This is a genomic window from Prauserella salsuginis, assembly GCF_024648885.1.
GTDB classification, from domain to species: Bacteria; Actinomycetota; Actinomycetes; order Mycobacteriales; family Pseudonocardiaceae; genus Prauserella; species Prauserella salsuginis.
Genome location: NZ_JANBBF010000012.1, coordinates 454,344 through 469,553 on the forward strand (window position 1 = coordinate 454,344; position 15,210 = coordinate 469,553).

Genomic DNA, 15,210 nt, shown 5'->3' on the forward strand with positions numbered 1-15,210 from the left:
TCTTCGACTGTTTCCGTGGTGGCCGGTCCGGGTGCCGGCTCCGAACTCTCGGAACCGGCACCCGGACGGGGATCGCTAGTGCTTGCCAGGAGCGCCGTCGACGCGGCGCAGCACGCCGTCGGGATTGCCGTCGGCGATCGGGCTCGGTAGCAGTTCGGGCGGCACGTCCTGGTACGACACGGGGCGCAGGAACCGCTCCACGGCCCGCGTGCCGACCGAGGTCGTCCTCGAATCCGATGTGGACGGATACGGCCCGCCGTGCACCATGGCGTGGCCGACCTCGACGCCGGTGGGCCAGCCGTTGAACAGCACCCTGCCCGCCATGAGCTCGAGCGTCGGCAGCAGGGCGGCGGCGTCCGGCTCGTCACCGGTCCCCGTGTGCACCGTTGCGGTGAGCTGCCCTTCGAGGGCCTCGGCGACCGCACGGACCTGGGCAGCGTCCCGGCACCGCACGACGATGCCGCAGGCCCCGAACACCTCCTGCTGCAACCCCTCGTCGGCTGCGAACCGTTCGGCGTCGGTCGCGAGCAGAGCCGGGCGGCAGGTGATCGGCCGGTCGGACTCGGAGCCCTGGGCGAGTACCTCGACGCCGTCGTGGCCGGACAGCGTGGTGACGCCCTTGGCGTAGGCATCGGCGATCCCGGGGGTGAGCATCGTCGCCGGGGCCGTAGCGGTGATCGCGGTCGTGGCAGCGTCGACGAACCGCTGCAGGTCCGGCCCGTCGACGCCGATGACGATGCCGGGGTTGGTGCAGAACTGGCCCGCGCCGAGGGTGAGGGAACCGACGAACGCGGCGGCGATCTCCTCTGCCCGGTCGGCCAGCGCGCCCGGCAGCAGGAACACCGGGTTCGTGCTGCTCATCTCGGCGTAGACGGGAATCGGTCGGGGCCGTGCCTGCGCGGCGGCGACGAGCGCGAGGCCGCCCTGGCGGGAGCCGGTGAATCCCACGGCGCGGATACGCGGATCGGTGACGAGTGCCGTGCCGAGGTCGGGGCCGTGGCCGAACAGCAACGAGAACGTGCCCGCGGGCATGCCGGTCTCGGTGACCGCCGCGGCGATCGCGCGCCCGACGAGTTCGGAGGTCCCGGGGTGGGCGTCGTGCCCCTTGACGACCACGGGACATCCCGCCGCGAGTGCCGACGCGGTGTCGCCGCCCGCGACCGAGAAGGCAAGCGGGAAGTTGCTGGCACCGAACACGGCGACGGGTCCGAGCGGCACGTCCCGTTGGCGGATGTCGGCGCGGGGCGGCGTGCGGTCCGGCTGCGCGGGGTCGATGCGCGGGATCTCGAGGTTGCCCTCGCGCAGCAGGGTGGCGAACATGCGCAGCTGTCCCGTGGTGCGGCCGCGCTCGCCGGTCAGCCGGGCCACGGGCAGACCGGACTCGGCGTGTGCACGTTCGACCAGCGCGTCGCCGATCGCCTCGATGTTGTCGGCGATCCGTTCGAGCAACTCCGCACGCTTGCTCAGCGGCTGCGCGCGGTAGTCGCCGAACGCGTCCCATGCGGCGGCGCATGCGCGGTCGACGTCGTCGTGGGTGCCGTACGTGAAGGCGGGCTCCATTTCCGCTGCCGTGGCCGGATCGACGGCGCGGATCGTGGTGCCGCTGCCGGTGACCGGCTCACCCGCGATGATCATCTGACCGGTCGGTGTGCTCATGTGTTCTCCTTGGGAACGCGGGAGATCAGCTCGTCGAGCTGCTTGAGTTCGTCGTCGTCGAGATCGGTCAGCGGGGCACGAACCGGCCCCGCGGGACGCCCGATGGCCTTCATGCCCGCCTTCACGATGCTCACCGCGTAGCCGGCCTTGCGGTTGCGGATGTCGCAGTAGGGCAGGACGAACTCCGCGAGGTAGTGGTCGACCGTGGCGCGGTCGTGGGCGAGTACGGCGTGGTAGAAGCGCTGCGCGAACTCGGGCACGAAGTTGTACATGGCCGACGAATAGGTCGTCACGCCCATCTCGAGGTAGGGCAGGGCGAACGTCTCCGCGGTCGGCAGGCCGCCGACGTAGGTCAGCCGGTCGCCGAGGCGCGTGTGGATACGGGTCATGCGCTCGATGTCGCCGACGCCGTCCTTGAAGCCGACGAGGTTGGGGCACGCGTCTGCGAGCCGCGCGACGGTCTCGTCGGTGTAGATCGCGTTGGCCCTGCTGTAGATGATCACGCCGAGCGACGTGGCCGCGCAGACGGCCTTGACGTGTTCGACGAGCCCGTCCTGCGACGCCTCGGTCAGGTACGGCGGCAAAAGCAGCAGCCCGTCGGCGCCCGCCCGCTCGGCGGAGCGCGCCAGTTCGACGGCCGTGGCGGTGCCGTATCCGGCGGGGGCGATCACCGGCACGCCGTCGGGCGCCTCGGCGACGGCCGCGGTCACGACCGTCGACACCTCGTCGGGCGTCAGCGAGAAGAACTCGCCGGTGCCGCCCGCGGCGAAGAGCCCGGCCGCGCCGAAGCCGCTCAGCCAGGCGATGTTCTCGCGGTAGGCGGGCTCGTCGAAGCTCAGGTCGTCCCGGAAATGCGTCACCGGGAAGGACAGGAGCCCGTCCGACAGCTGCCGGGCTGTTTCGTGGGGCGTGAACTGGGACATTGCGTACTTCCTCCAGGGTGGTCTGGCCCGTGAAGGCGACGCTAGGCTCGACGAGTAATGCACGTCCAACTCTGTTTTCGCATCCTCTGATTCAGGAATTGCATCGATGTTCACGATCCACCAGCTGACGGGCTTCGTCGCCGTCGCCGAGGAAGGGCACTTCGGCCGTGCCGCCGAGCGGCTGAACATGACACAGCCCCCACTGAGCAGGCAGATCCAGCTGCTGGAGAAGGAACTCGGGGTGAACCTGATCGACCGCGGCGGCAGGACGGTCCGCCTCACCCCTGCCGGCCGCGCGTTCCTGCGAGACGCTCGCAGGCTGCTGCACGACGCTGCGAACGCGGCGCAGTCGGCCAGGCGGATGACGGCGGGACGTGCCGGTCTGCTCAACCTCGGATTCACGGCGACGTCCGGATACGGCGTCCTCGGCACCGTGCTGCGCACCGTGGCCGAGCGGCTCCCGCACGTCGAGGTCGTGCTGCAGGAACTGGTCACCCGGGATCAGCTGGACCGGATCTCGACCGGCACGCTGGACGCGGGCCTGGTGCGGCCGCCGACGCCGCCCGGTGTGGAGTCCCGCCTCGTGGGCACGGGGGCGCTGGTGGCCGCGCTGCCAGCCGGGCACCGGCTGGCCGGCGAGCAGCTGCTGCCGCTGGAGGCGTTCCACGGGGCGGACGTCGTCGGGTACTCGCCGCTCGAGGCGCGCTACTTCTACGACCTCGTCGTGGGCATCTTCGGCGAAGCGGGGGTGCGGCCGACGTACGTGCAGTACGTCTCGCAGGTGCACACCGTGCTGGCGCTGGTCGAGGCGGGGCTCGGGATCGCGCTGGTGCCGGCGACGGCGGCACGGCTGCGGTTCGCCGGGCTCGCCTTCCGGCCCGTGGAACTGCCGGTTCCGGACCCGGTCGAGCTGCGGGTGGCGTGGCGCGCCGAGAACGACAACCCCGCGCTCGCAGCCTTCCTGGAGCTGTTCACCGCCGCCGACGACCGCGGTGACCCGGTCCTCGACCTCGGCGACGGCGCCGTGGGCGGAACGTCCGAATAAGACCGCCACACCCACGGGCCCGACGTACCCACGGGCCCGACGTACCGGTGCCCGGCCGGGGACGTGCGGTCCGCCGGCCGGGCACGGTGGGAGCAGCAGTGTCAGCGGACCCCGCGGGTACGGAAGGCGGCCGCCAGTGCGGCCAGGCTCACGAACGACACAGCGAGCAGGTAGTACCCGGGCGAGATCTGCGAGCCGGTACCGGCGACCAGCGCCGCCGCGATCGTCGGTGTGAACCCGCCGAAAACGCCCACTGCCGTGTTGTAGCTGAACGACAGCCCCGTGGCGCGGGCCCGCGCGGGGAAGACGTCGGACATCACCGACGGCAGCGCGCCGAAGTAGCAGGCCTTGAGTATGCCGAGAATGGTCATGACCGCGGCCAGGGTGAGGAACGACGGAACGTGGGTCACCCAGACGAACAGCGGCACGACACCTCCGCCGATGAGCAGTGCCGCGGGCACCATGATCGGCAGGCGGCCGAACCGGTCGGCCAGCATCCCGACGAACGGGGTGAGGAAGGTCAGGATCACCCCTGTGATGAGCAGTGCGGTGAACGACAGGGAATCGTCCAGTCCCAGTTGCTCGATGCCGAACGTCGGCAGGTACTGCAGGATGAAGTTCAGCGCCGTCGACACCACGAGCGCACCGCCTGCCATGAGCAGGCCACCCCAGTGGTCGCGGAACACCGCCAGCATGGGCGAGCGCCGCCCGGTGGCGGGCGCGCCGCTGTCGTCGGCGACTGCCGGGGACTCGTCGACGTGGCGGCGGATGTAGTACCCGACCGGGCCGATCAGCAGCCCGAACACGAACGGCACCCGCCAGCCCCAGCTCGTCATGGCCTCGTCCGACAGCAGCGCCGTGAGACCGGTGGCGAAGCCGGCGGCCATCAGCGTCGCCAATCCCTGGCTGGCGAACTGGAAGCTGCCGAAGAACCCTTTGCGGCGTTCGTTCTGCTCGACCAGGAACGAGGTCGCGGCACCGAACTCACCGCCCGCGGCGAAACCCTGGATCAGCCGGGCAACCACGACCAGCAGCGGCGCGGCGAGCCCGAGCGTGTCGTAGCCGGGCATGACGGCCATCAGGAACGTGCCTGCGACCATCAGCCAGATCGTCAGCACCAGGGCCTTCTTCCGGCCGTGCCGATCCGCGTAGGCGCCGAGGACGAGGCCGCCCAACGGGCGGATCAGGTAGGTCACGCCGAACACGGCGTAGGCCTGCACCAGCTGGGCCCCGGGTGCGCCTTCGGGGAAGAACGTGCTGCCGATGTAGGTCGCCATCAGGGCGTAGATGGCCAGGTCGAACCATTCGAGAGCGTTGCCGATGGTGGCGGCGGCGATCGCGCGCCGGGCCGACACCGGGGTGCGCGCGGGCGCCGTGGCCGAGGCCGTCATCGGGCGTCCTCCCGACCCAGGGTCGGCAGCGGGTGATCGGTCGTGGGGTGGCCGATCGCGTCGAACAGGGTGGCCGCGAGGACGATTCCCTCCCGGGCGATCGGTGCGAGCAGGTGCTCGTCGGGTGCGTGCTGCAGGCACCCGGGATACGAGTGCGGTAGCCACAGTGCCGGCATGCCGAGTACGTCGGTGAACACGAAGTTGGGCAGCGAGCCGCCGATGTTGGGAAGTACGGCGACGTTCCCGCCGGTGGCCTCCTCGAGCAACGCCCTGGCCCAGCGTGGCCACGGTCCGTCCACATCGGTGCGGCTGGCCGCGAACCGGCCGGTGATGCTCACGTCCACCGTCGGATAGCCGTGTTCGGCAAGGTGGGAGGCGATGAGCTCGCCGGCTCTGTCGACGTCGGTGCCGGCGACGTAGCGCAGCTGCAGCACCGCCTTGGCCCGACCGGGAATGGCGTTGACGGGCCGGTCGACGTCGGCGGCGCCGAGGGCCAGGACTTCGAGGGTGTTCCAGCCGTACAGTCGCTCGGCCGGGGTCAATCCGGGTTCGCCCCAGCCGTCGTCGGGCACCGGGTCACCGGGGCTCGCGGCCACTCGCACGTCGGCGAGCGCCTCGCGGATCTCGTCGGGCAGTTCGGGAGGGAGCAGCTCGGGGACGCGGATGCGGCCGTGCCCGTCGACGAGGCTCGACACGGCGCCGGCCAACGTCGTCGCCGGGTTGCGGAGAAGTCCACCCCAGTTGCCGGAATGGTACGAGTCGGTGCGCAGGTCGACGTCGAGTTCGATACCGAGGCCGCCGCGGGAGCCGAGGAACAGCGTCGGTGTGGCGGCGTCGAGCCGCGGGCCGTCGGAGGCGAGGAACAGATCGGCTGCCAGCAGCTCGCGGTGGGCGGCGGCGAACTCGGCGAGCCCGGGTGAGCCGATCTCCTCGCCCGTTTCGAACAGCATCGTCAGGTTGAATCCGAGCTCACCGTGTTCGGCCAGCAGCAGCCGCAGCGCGGCGAGGTTGACCAGGTGCTGGCCCTTGTTGTCGGCGGCGCCCCGCCCGTACCAGCGGTCACCGTCGACGGTGAGCCGCCACGGGTCGCGGCCGTCGCTCCACTGCTGTCCGAGCCCTTCGACGACGTCCGCGTGTCCGTAGCACAGCACGGTCGGCCGGTCCGCGGATTCGACACGGGTGCCGACGAGAAACGGTCCGCCCGCGGGGTCCGGATTGGCGTGTTCGGTGACGGTGCAGCCGAGCTCCGTGAGCGCCGGCGTCAGGACCTCGTCGAGGTATGCCTTGATCGCAACGCGGCCCTCGGCGGTCGCGCTTTCGGTTGGGTAGCTGACCAGTCGCGCAAGTTCGTCGCGGAAACCGCCGGAGTCGACGTAGCTCTCGGCGTTTCGGCGGATCTTCTCGGAAAGCACGGAATCACCCCGGGCTGCTCGACGGTGCCTGGTCGAGCAGATTAGGGGATCGACACGGCGGTCACCATTGCCGTTTTCGCCATCGACCGTTCTAATATCGGCAACGCTCACGAAAGGCGGTCGTGATGCAGCTGCTGCCGATGGGACTGGCCTATTTCGCGGAGGTCGCCCGGACGGGCTCCGTCACCAAGGCGGCGGAGTCGTTGCAGGTCGCGCCCTCCGCGATCAGCAGGCAGGTCGCCAAACTCGAGGCGGACCTGCGTCTTCCGCTGTTCGACCGTAAGCCACGCGGCATGGTGCTGACCGACGCCGGGGCGCGACTGTTGGCGCACACGCGCCGCAACGAGGCCGAGTCGGCGGCGCTCGTCGACGAACTCCGCGCCGGCTCGGCCCACGACGTGCGGCCGGTGATCGTGGCGTGCTCGGAGGGTTTCGGCAGGCGGCTCGTGCCCCGCGCGATGGCACGGTTTCGCCGCGAGCGTCCCGAGGTGACGTTCGAATTGGACATCGTCTCCCGGCAGGAGGCGACCCGGCGCGTGGCGGAGGGTATCGCCGACATCGCCGTGACCTACGCGATGGGACCGCAGCACGACGTACGGGTGGAGTGCGCGAAGGTCACCGACGTCGCCGCGATCGTGCCCGCGGGCCATCCGCTGGCACGGCGAGAACGCATCGGGCTCGCGGAGCTGTGCGAGTACCCGCTGGCGCTGGCCTCGCCCAGCACCAGCCAACGCGAGCTGTTCGACCTCGGCGCCGGCATGGAGGGCCTGACCGTGACGCCGGTCCTCGTGTGTGACGAACTGGCGCCGCTGCACGAGTTCGTGCGCGACGGTGGCGGTGTCGCGCTGATCGGTGATCTCGGTGACCTGGACCGCGACGGGTCCTCCGACGGCGTGTCCTACGTCCGGCTCGACCATCCGGTGTTCCGCCAGCGGGAGGCACAGGTCCAGACGATGCCCGGCAGGAGGCTGCCTGCGCCGGCCATGCAGTTCACCGGTCTGCTGGTGTCGCTGCTGCGCGGCCAGGCCGGCGACGACCCGGCGGCCGCGGGAGCGGTCTGATCCACGCGCCGCGTGCGCGTGCGGCGGCCTCGGCTCGTGTCGCCGCACGCGGGCACGGATTCCGGCGAAGCCGCCGGCGTGTCCGATCAGGACGCCGCACCGCACCCCGGACGTCCCCTGGAGTGCCTTCGCGCGGGAGATGCGCGCCCGCGGATAAGGATTCGTTCATCTCGGCCCCATGAAGTCCTCATTCGCCGCCCATAGCGTCCTGTCCGGTGAGAGCGCGGGAATCGTGCGACCACCGACCCAGCGCCACCGGGCCAGCGTCGTCCCACCGTTGCCGTCCAGCCAGGGCCGCACTGACACCTGCCGCCGGAACAGCGTCGGCCGTGCACGTGCCGCCCGAACAGTGAGGAGAACCGCACCATGACCGTTTCCACGGAACAGGACCGCACGCTCGTGCCGCCGACCTGGCCCGAGGCAGCGCCGTCCCCGACGCGCCTGAGTCCCGACCGGCTGCGGCGCGCGAAGAAGGCCTACACCACTCGGTTCGTCGCCGCCGGTATCGATGCCTCGCCCGAGGGGTACGGCCTGCTCGACGGTCCGGACGTGACCCCGCAGCCGGGCGAGGTCGTGTTGGCGAGGGTGGAGGCCATCGGGATGCACAAGCGACTGGAAAGCCCCGTCGGCCGCAGGCAGACGCTGTTCCCGGGCGACGAGATCCTGGTCGCCTACGGCCACCGGTACGCCCCCGACCAGTTCGAAGCCGTCGTGCCCGGCGATCTGGGCCCGGCACATCTCGTCGCGGCGGGCGGCATCGCCGCACTGGCGACCGACAAGCACCGGGACATCGAGGACGCAACGGCGATCCGCCCGCTCGGGCTCCTCGCCGACGCCCACGGCGTCGTCGCGCTGCGCCGCCACGCCTCGCGGGCACTGCTGCCGGACACGACCGTCCCGGCCCGTACCGCGGGACCTGCGGTCATCGGCGTGGTCGGTACCTCGATGAATTCCGGAAAGTCCACCACCGCCGGCTCCCTCATCCGAGGGCTGGCCCGGTCCGGGTTGCGGGTCGCCGCGGGCAAGGTGACCGGCACCGGCGCGGGCGGCGATCCCCACGGGTTCGTGGACGCGGGCGCGTCCGAGGTCCTCGACTTCACCGATTTCGGTTTTCCCACGACGTTCCGGCTGGCCCACGACGAGGTGCGCGCCGTCCTGCTGTCGTTGGTGACGCACCTGTCGGACCCGGGGACGGACGTGGTCGTGCTCGAACTCGCCGACGGTCTCTACCAGGAGGAGACGGCCCGGCTGCTCGCCGACCCGCTCTTCGCCCGGGTGGTCGACCGGGTCGTCTTCGCGGCGGACGGGGCGGCCGGAGCCGCGGGCGGTGTGGCCCTGCTCGCGGAGCGAGGGGTGCCGGTCGGAGCGGTCAGCGGGGTCCTCACGTCGGCGCCCCTGGCGATGCGGGAGGCACGGTCCGTGCTGGACGTGCCGGTGATCGACACGCTTTCGCTCGCCGAACCCGACGTGGCGACGGCGTTGCTGTGACGGCCTCCGACGTCCCACCGGACGCGGCGGCTCGGGCGGCACCGGCAGCGGCATCCCTGCCACCGCTGCTCACCGGCCGCAGAAGGACGATGGTCGCGCTGCTCGTGTGCGCCGGACTCGGACAGGCGGCGCTGGCCGGTGTCACCGCCCTGAGCATGCCGCGGCTGTTGCAGGCGACACCGGCGGATCGATGGTTCTGGGTGGGAGTGCTGCTGCTGGCTGCACTGTGCATGAGCGGTGTTCGCGTCGCCGAGTGGATCCTGGCCGAGAAACTCGGCCAGGACTATGTGCACCAGCTGCGCCGCGGTCTGCTGGCCGCGGCGCTCGCGGAGGGGCGTGGTCCGTCGTTGGGGACCACGATCGCCCGCGCGACCAACGACCTCGCCGCGGTGCGCAACTGGATCGCGTGGGGTATCGCCCCGCTGGCCGGTGCGGTGCCGCTGGTCGCGGGGGTGCTCGTCGTGCTGGCGCTGGTGCATCCGGTGTTGGCGGGAGCGGTGGCGGTGCCGATCGTGCTGCTCGTGGTCGTGTTCGGACTGCTGGCGCGGACCGCGTACCTGCGTGCCCGCAGCGTGCGCGCCGCTCGCGGCAGGCTGGCCGCGCAGGTCAGTGACACGGTGGCGGCGGGCACCGTGATCCGCGCGGCCGGCGGCGTCCGCCGCGAGCTCGGCCGAATCGCCCAGCGCAGCGCCGACGTGCGGGCGACCGCCGTCCGCCGTGCCCACGTCGCCGGATACCTCCGCGGCGCCGCCGTCGGCGCGGCGGCGATCGCCACACTCGGAGTCGTCGTCGCGGGCGCGTGGACGGGGCTCGAGCACGCGGTGGTGGCCACGACGATCACGATCGTCGGGGTGCTGACGACGCCGATCCACGACCTCGGCCGCATCGTCGAATACCGGCAGTCGTTCCTGGCGGCCCGCCGGATCCTCGCGCCCGCGCTCGTCACGTCACCGCCCGATGGGAGGCAGGCAAGGACGCAGGCGCCACGCCAGGGCGATCCGGGACCGTCCGGGGTCCACGTGCACGACCTGTGGCTCGACGGCAACCGGGTGCCCGGCCTGGTGGCCGCACCGGGAGCGCGCGTGGTGCTGCGCAGCGAGAATCCCGAATGGGTCGACGCCGTCATCGGCTTGCTCGCGGGCACCACCACGGCCGGTGGCAGGGCGCGGGGCTGGGTACGGGTGTCCGGACAGGACCTCGGGAGTCTGGCGCCGGAGGAGCGTCGGCGGTACGTCGGCTTCGCGGCACGCGGCGCTGCTCTCGAGCGAGGCACGATCGCCCGCGCGGTGCGCTACCGCCATCCCGCCTCGACGGAGCCGGTGGACCGGGAGCTCGCCGCCGTCGGGCTCGCCGAGCGGGTCCGGAACCTGCCGAAGGGGGAGCGGACCACACTGCGCCGCGGGGGAGAACCGCTGTCGCCCGCCGAGCGCGCACGGTTGCAGCTCGCTCGCGCGTGCTACTGGCGGCCGCCGTTGCTGGTCCTGGACCGCATCGAGGAGCAGCTGGGCGCGGGTGGTGCGGACCTGCTGCGGGGCGTGTTGGCCGACTACCCGGGCGTGGTCGTCCTGGCCACCGACGCGGCCGAGGACATCGCCGGCGAACCCGAGGTGTGGGACCTGACCGCGGCGGCGGGCGAGCGGGCCCGCGCGACGTCGGCGGGCTTCGGCAGGGACCGGCATCGCACCGAGGGCGTCCGGTGACGGCGCCCCGGAACGGGCTGCTGCGTCGTCGTGGGGCTGCTGCGTCGTGGGGGCTGCGGAGTGCACGGCCGGAACGGCGACTCCCGCGGAGCCGCTCGCCGGCGGTGTCCGCTGATTGCCTGTCGCGGTCGCGGCGCGCGATCATGCCTCGATGGGCAGTGGATCCTACGACGGGCGTTATCCACCGATCGAGCCGCACGAATCCGGGATGCTGGAGGTCGGCGACGGCCATTCGGTCTACTGGGAGGTGTCCGGCAGCCCCGGCGGCAAGCCCGCCGTCGCCCTGTACGGTGGTCCCGGCACCGGCAGCTCTCCGCGAATGCGGAGCCTGTTCGATCCGGACCGCTACCGCCTGATCCTGTTCGACCAGCGCAGCTCCGGGCGCAGCACCCCGTCGGCGGCCGATCCGGTCGCCGACCTGTCGGCCAACACCACCCAGCATCTCGTGGCCGACATCGAGGCGCTGCGGGTGCACCTGGGGATCACGCGCTGGCTGGTGTGGGGCGCCTCGTGGGGCGTCACGCTCGCGCTCGCCTACGCGCAGGCGCATCCGGAGCGGGTGACCGAGTTGGTGCTCGCGGCCGTGACCGACGGCGACCGGCGCGGCACCGACTGGATCACCCGCGACATGGGCCGCGTGTTCCCGCGTGAGTGGGAACGGTTCCGTGACGGCGTGCCCTCCGCCGAGCGTGACGGCGACCTGGCGGCCGCCTACGGCCGGTTGCTCCACGATCGCGACCCCGAGGTCCGCGCCGAGGCCGCACGCCGATGGTGCGAGTGGGAGGACACCCACATGTCGCTGGCCCCGACGCGGAGCCGTACCTGTCGGTCGCCGACCCGGTGTTCCAGCTGACGTTCGCCCGCCTCGTGACCCACTACTGGTCCCACTGCAGCTTCCTGGACGACGGGCAGCTACTGCGTGACATCGAGCGGCTCCACGGGATACCCGCCGTGCTGATCCACGGACGCTACGACGTCAGCGGTCCGCTCGACACGGCGTGGGCGCTGCATCGCGCCTGGCCCGGCAGCGAGCTGGTGGTCCTCGACGACACCGGACACCGTGGCGGCAGCATGACCGCGGCGATCACCGCCGCCACCGACCGTTTCGCACCTGGGGCGTGAACAGGATCGGCGGAAATGTACGGAGTCGACGACAGGTCAGCGGGCCCTCGGCCCGACAAGCAATGTGTGCCCCCGGTGAGACTCGAACTCACACTTGCACGATTTTGAGTCGTGTGCCTCTGCCAATTGGGCTACGGGGGCGGGTGGGCTGCCGACTGTACTCGACGCGACACAGCGGGCGGCATTCGGGTTACCACGTCCGGCGGCTGCTGTGGTTTCCGGCGTGTGATCACCTTGCGTGGCGAAGGCCATCGTCACGACCGGCCGGGGAACCGGTAACCTGCACCTAGCGGAAACCGCTATGTCTTGCCTGATCGATCGTCCCAGGAGGAGCCCTGTGACCGAAGCGGCTACCGAGGCCAGCGAAGGCGCCGCCGCACCCCAGCGCCGTGTGCTGGTCGCGGAGGACGAGGCGCTGATTCGCCTCGACCTCGTCGAGATGCTGCGCGAGGAAGGCTACGAGGTCGTCGGCGAGGCCGGCGATGGTGAGGAAGCCATCAAGCTGGCGACCGAGCTGAAGCCCGACCTCGTGATCCTCGACGTGAAGATGCCGAAGCTCGACGGTATCGAGGCCGCCTCGAAGATCACGGGTGACCGGATCGCCCCGGTGGTGATCCTGACCGCGTTCTCACAGCGTGACCTCGTCGAACGGGCACGCGAGGCCGGGACGATGGCCTACCTCGTCAAGCCGTTCGCCAAGCGCGACCTGGTGCCGGCGATCGAGCTGGCCGTGAGCCGGTTCGCCGAGCTGCAGGCACTCGAGTCCGAGGTGGCGGGTCTGACGGACCGGCTCGAGACCCGGAAGGTGATCGACCGCGCGAAGGGTCTGCTCATGTCCCAGCAGGGACTGAGCGAGCCGGACGCGTTCCGGTGGATCCAGCGCACGGCCATGGACCGGCGTTCGACGATGAAGGACGTCGCCGAGGCCGTGATCGAGAGCATCGCCGACTGACGCGAGCGGGACCGGGCGCCGTCCCGGGTCCCCGAACCGCACCGGGCCCCGTCACCACACCCGTGGTGACGGGGCCCGTGTCGTCGGAAGCCGCAACGGCCCGCGTCGGAGCCGGAGTCGGCAGCACGGCTCCGTGCTACGTACCGGCGCGATCGGCCGCCTTGTGGAGTGCCTTGCGGGCCGCCTTCGCGACGGCCTTGTCCGAATGGTGCTCACCGACCGCGGTGAGGACGGTGACCGTGTCCGGGTGGTCGACCCGCCACATCGTGTCGACCGGTCCCGTCGCGCCCGCCGGGATGATGTGCTCGATCACCGCGGTGACCACGTCGGACTCGTGCCTGCCGAGCTTGCCCGCGATGGCGTCGACGGCGAGCCAGGCCAGCTCGGCATCGCCCAGATCGCTGTCCTCACCGCGCAGCGCGGCCGTTTCGAGCCGGGCGTGCAACCGGAGGGTGGGTACGTCCTCGACCTCCTGCCAGGCCGCCTCGGCCTCGGCGCCCGCGTGTTCGCGGACCAGCGTGATCGCGTCCGCGCGGCGCGGAGCGTCGCCGTCGGCGGCCACGGCGAGGAGCGCACGCGCCCCGCCGAGCGGCGTGTGGGCGGCGAACCAGACCGGCGCCTCCGCCTGGATCTCCCCGTCGAGGCCGTGGGCGAGGACGTCGATCAGATCGGTGGCCGCCATGTCCTCCGGCGCGGGCAGCAGCGGCATGTCCACACCGGACTCGACGAGCTCGCCGCGCAACGAGGCGGCGGCCAGCGGCGTGAGCCGTGCGACGGTGCCCACGCTCGCGGCGGCCTCGTGGGAGTCGTCGAGCTCCACGGCGCCCAGGTCGGCGAGCCTGCCCAGGAGCACCTCGGCCGGGTCGCCGTGCTGTGCCGACCATGCGCGCCACGCCGCGCCTGCTTCGTCGGCGGGAAGGTCGTCGGTGGCGATGTCGGCCATCATGTCGCTGATCGCGCCTACGGGAAGGCCCACGCGCCAGGTCAGCAGGAGCGGTACGAACCAGGCCGACGTGCCGGTGAAGTCGAGGGTCTCGTCACCCGCTCGGTCGGCGTCGGCGGGCAGGCTCCATGCGAGCAGGGTGTTGAGCGCGTGCCCCCACACCGTGAGCACCTCGTCGTCGTCACCGCCGGGCCATTCGTCGAAGGCGGGGCCCTCCGACGGCACGACCTCGTCCGCATCGCCCGCCTCGTCGTCTTCGGCACCGGAGTCCTCGGCACCGGAGTCTTCGGCGTCGGAGTCTTCGGCGTCGTCGAACTCGACGAAACCGACGTGCGAGGCGAGTTCCGCCACGGTGGGAAGGTCCGTTTCGGACACTTCCGCCGCGTCCGCCGCCGTTGCGAGGTCCTGACTGTCGATGACGGCCTCCGCCAGTGCGCGGGCGCGGGTGAGCAGCGGCGAGCGGCGTGCCTGCTCGGCGAGTTCGTCCTCGGCGGGCAGCCGGACCGGGCCCAGCCGGTCGGGGAGGTTGTAGAGCGTCTTCAGATCCTGTTCGTTCTCGGCCAGCCGCGGCCGGTCGAGCGTGCCGAACAGGGCGGTCTCAGCGTCGTCGAGCTCACCGAGCAGCTCGCCGTGCCTGTCCTCGTCGATGCGCTCGGTGTCGAACGCGAAGTCGAGCATCAGGTCGACGGCGTTGACCACGTCGTTCGGGTCGTCGTCCGGGCGGGCCGCCGGGTACACCTGGAGCAGCAGCCGGGTCATGTCGCCGTCACGGAGTTCGCCGAGGTCGCGCACGCCGCACTCGTCGGCGAGCAGCTGCAGCGCGGTCGTCGCGACGTCGGGGTCGACCTCGAATTCCGGTTCGTCGGCGAGGTAGTCCTCGATGTAGGAGGCCAGTTCGACCACGGGGAGCGGCACGTCGTCGGAGTTCATCCGGTCAGGCTATCGGCAGGTCGCCCGGTAGCCGCCGCCCCCGTGGGCGGGCACCGGGCGCGACGTCGGCCTGTGGTCAGGCCGACGGAGGGGCGTCGCGGACCATGCAGGTCAGCCTGGCGGTGCAGCTGCGCCGGCCCGCGTCGTCGGTGATGACGATCTCGGCGGTCACCGCCGAACGGCCCACGTGCACGGGCGTCGCGACCGCGGTGACGGTGCCGGACGTGACCGCACGGTGGTGGGTGCAGTTCAGGTCGACGCCGACGGCGATGCGGCCGTCACCGGCGTTGAGCGCAGCGACGGTCGAGCCGAGCGCTTCGGCGAGCACGGCGTTGGCGCCGCCGTGCAGCAGCCCGTACGGCTGGAGGTTGCCTTCGACGGGCATCGTGGCCGTCACGCGTTCGGGCGAGAGCTGGCCGAATTCCATCCCGACCTTGTCGTTGAGCTGCTGGGCCGCGATCTCGGGGGTGAGCCCCGCCAGCGACTCCCGAAACGCCTGCTCAGAACCGTTGTTGGTCACTCGTCTCTCCTCGGTCTAGGGACAGGCAGCGCTGTCGGACCCTCACCCTAGACTCACGGGTGTGAGT

Annotated in this window: 11 protein-coding genes, 1 tRNA gene and 1 pseudogene; 6 read left to right on the forward strand and 7 right to left on the reverse strand. The window is 71.6% G+C overall.

Features of this window, described 5'->3' with window-relative positions; translation table 11 throughout:
* Nucleotides 1-75: 75 nt before the first annotated feature.
* Together LY40_RS19965 and kdgD are read right to left on the reverse strand one after the other, a co-directional pair.
* Nucleotides 76-1,656: an aldehyde dehydrogenase (NADP(+)) gene (locus LY40_RS19965; protein WP_258937804.1), complete on the reverse strand. Its 1,581-nt coding sequence runs from the start codon at nucleotides 1,654-1,656 to the stop codon at nucleotides 76-78.
* Entirely contained in the window at nucleotides 1,653-2,579 is a 927-nt protein-coding gene (gene kdgD / locus LY40_RS19970) for a 5-dehydro-4-deoxyglucarate dehydratase (RefSeq protein WP_258937805.1), read from the reverse strand. Before kdgD ends, LY40_RS19965 begins: the two co-directional genes overlap by 4 nt.
* A 106-nt stretch (nucleotides 2,580-2,685) precedes the next feature.
* Between kdgD and LY40_RS19975 the strand changes: the two genes are divergently transcribed.
* Nucleotides 2,686-3,624 (forward strand): LysR family transcriptional regulator, encoded by a 939-nt coding sequence (locus LY40_RS19975; protein WP_258937806.1) that lies wholly within the window; start codon nucleotides 2,686-2,688, stop codon nucleotides 3,622-3,624.
* 101 nt (nucleotides 3,625-3,725) lie between these two features.
* Here the strand turns inward: LY40_RS19975 and LY40_RS19980 are convergent, their stop codons facing one another.
* Both LY40_RS19980 and LY40_RS19985 read right to left on the reverse strand, forming a co-directional pair.
* Nucleotides 3,726-5,015: an MFS transporter gene (locus tag LY40_RS19980; RefSeq protein WP_258937807.1), complete on the reverse strand. Its 1,290-nt coding sequence runs from the start codon at nucleotides 5,013-5,015 to the stop codon at nucleotides 3,726-3,728.
* A complete protein-coding gene (locus LY40_RS19985) occupies nucleotides 5,012-6,427 on the reverse strand; it encodes a M20 family metallopeptidase (RefSeq protein WP_183787493.1) in 1,416 nt (471 codons plus the stop codon). Before LY40_RS19985 ends, LY40_RS19980 begins: the two co-directional genes overlap by 4 nt.
* 125 nt (nucleotides 6,428-6,552) lie before the next feature.
* Here LY40_RS19985 and LY40_RS19990 point away from each other — a divergent pair, with 125 nt between their 5' ends.
* The 4 genes and pseudogenes from LY40_RS19990 to pip all read left to right on the forward strand — a co-directional run bounded on the left by LY40_RS19990 (nucleotide 6,553) and on the right by pip (nucleotide 11,798).
* On the forward strand, nucleotides 6,553-7,488 hold the full coding sequence (locus LY40_RS19990) for a LysR family transcriptional regulator (RefSeq protein ID WP_183787492.1): 936 nt from the start codon (nucleotides 6,553-6,555) through the stop codon (nucleotides 7,486-7,488).
* Between the two features lie 366 nt (nucleotides 7,489-7,854).
* Nucleotides 7,855-8,976: a P-loop NTPase family protein gene (locus tag LY40_RS19995; protein WP_258937808.1), complete on the forward strand. Its 1,122-nt coding sequence runs from the start codon at nucleotides 7,855-7,857 to the stop codon at nucleotides 8,974-8,976.
* Nucleotides 8,973-10,676, forward strand: a complete 1,704-nt coding sequence (locus LY40_RS20000) for an ABC transporter transmembrane domain-containing protein (RefSeq protein ID WP_258937809.1) — start codon at nucleotides 8,973-8,975, stop codon at nucleotides 10,674-10,676. Before LY40_RS19995 ends, LY40_RS20000 begins: the two co-directional genes overlap by 4 nt.
* Before the next feature lie 208 nt (nucleotides 10,677-10,884).
* Nucleotides 10,885-11,798 (forward strand): annotated as a pseudogene (gene pip / locus LY40_RS20005) (prolyl aminopeptidase).
* A 67-nt stretch (nucleotides 11,799-11,865) separates the two neighbouring features.
* Here pip and LY40_RS20010 read toward each other — a convergent pair.
* A tRNA-Leu gene (locus tag LY40_RS20010) sits at nucleotides 11,866-11,939 on the reverse strand.
* Between the two features lie 196 nt (nucleotides 11,940-12,135).
* Here LY40_RS20010 and LY40_RS20015 point away from each other — a divergent pair.
* Complete coding sequence (locus LY40_RS20015) at nucleotides 12,136-12,750, forward strand: ANTAR domain-containing response regulator (RefSeq protein WP_183787488.1); 615 nt, start codon at nucleotides 12,136-12,138, stop codon at nucleotides 12,748-12,750.
* Between the two features lie 136 nt (nucleotides 12,751-12,886).
* On the opposite strand, the gene LY40_RS20020 is transcribed toward LY40_RS20015, so the two are convergent.
* Both LY40_RS20020 and LY40_RS20025 read right to left on the reverse strand, forming a co-directional pair.
* Nucleotides 12,887-14,623 (reverse strand): hypothetical protein, encoded by a 1,737-nt coding sequence (locus tag LY40_RS20020; protein WP_258937810.1) that lies wholly within the window; start codon nucleotides 14,621-14,623, stop codon nucleotides 12,887-12,889.
* Nucleotides 14,624-14,699: 76 nt separating this feature from the next.
* Entirely contained in the window at nucleotides 14,700-15,143 is a 444-nt protein-coding gene (locus LY40_RS20025; protein ID WP_183787486.1) for a hotdog fold thioesterase, read from the reverse strand.
* Nucleotides 15,144-15,210 lie beyond the last annotated feature (67 nt).

Coding starts and splice junctions, on each gene's coding strand:
- LY40_RS19980 (WP_258937807.1), bottom strand. CDS start 5,015: ATGACGGCCTCGGCCACGGCGCCCGCGCGCACCCCGGTGTCGGCCCGG.
- LY40_RS20020 (WP_258937810.1), bottom strand. CDS start 14,623: ATGAACTCCGACGACGTGCCGCTCCCCGTGGTCGAACTGGCCTCCTAC.
- LY40_RS19990 (WP_183787492.1), top strand. CDS start 6,553: ATGCAGCTGCTGCCGATGGGACTGGCCTATTTCGCGGAGGTCGCCCGG.
- LY40_RS19995 (WP_258937808.1), top strand. CDS start 7,855: ATGACCGTTTCCACGGAACAGGACCGCACGCTCGTGCCGCCGACCTGG.
- LY40_RS19965 (WP_258937804.1), bottom strand. CDS start 1,656: ATGAGCACACCGACCGGTCAGATGATCATCGCGGGTGAGCCGGTCACC.
- LY40_RS19975 (WP_258937806.1), top strand. CDS start 2,686: ATGTTCACGATCCACCAGCTGACGGGCTTCGTCGCCGTCGCCGAGGAA.
- kdgD (WP_258937805.1), bottom strand. CDS start 2,579: ATGTCCCAGTTCACGCCCCACGAAACAGCCCGGCAGCTGTCGGACGGG.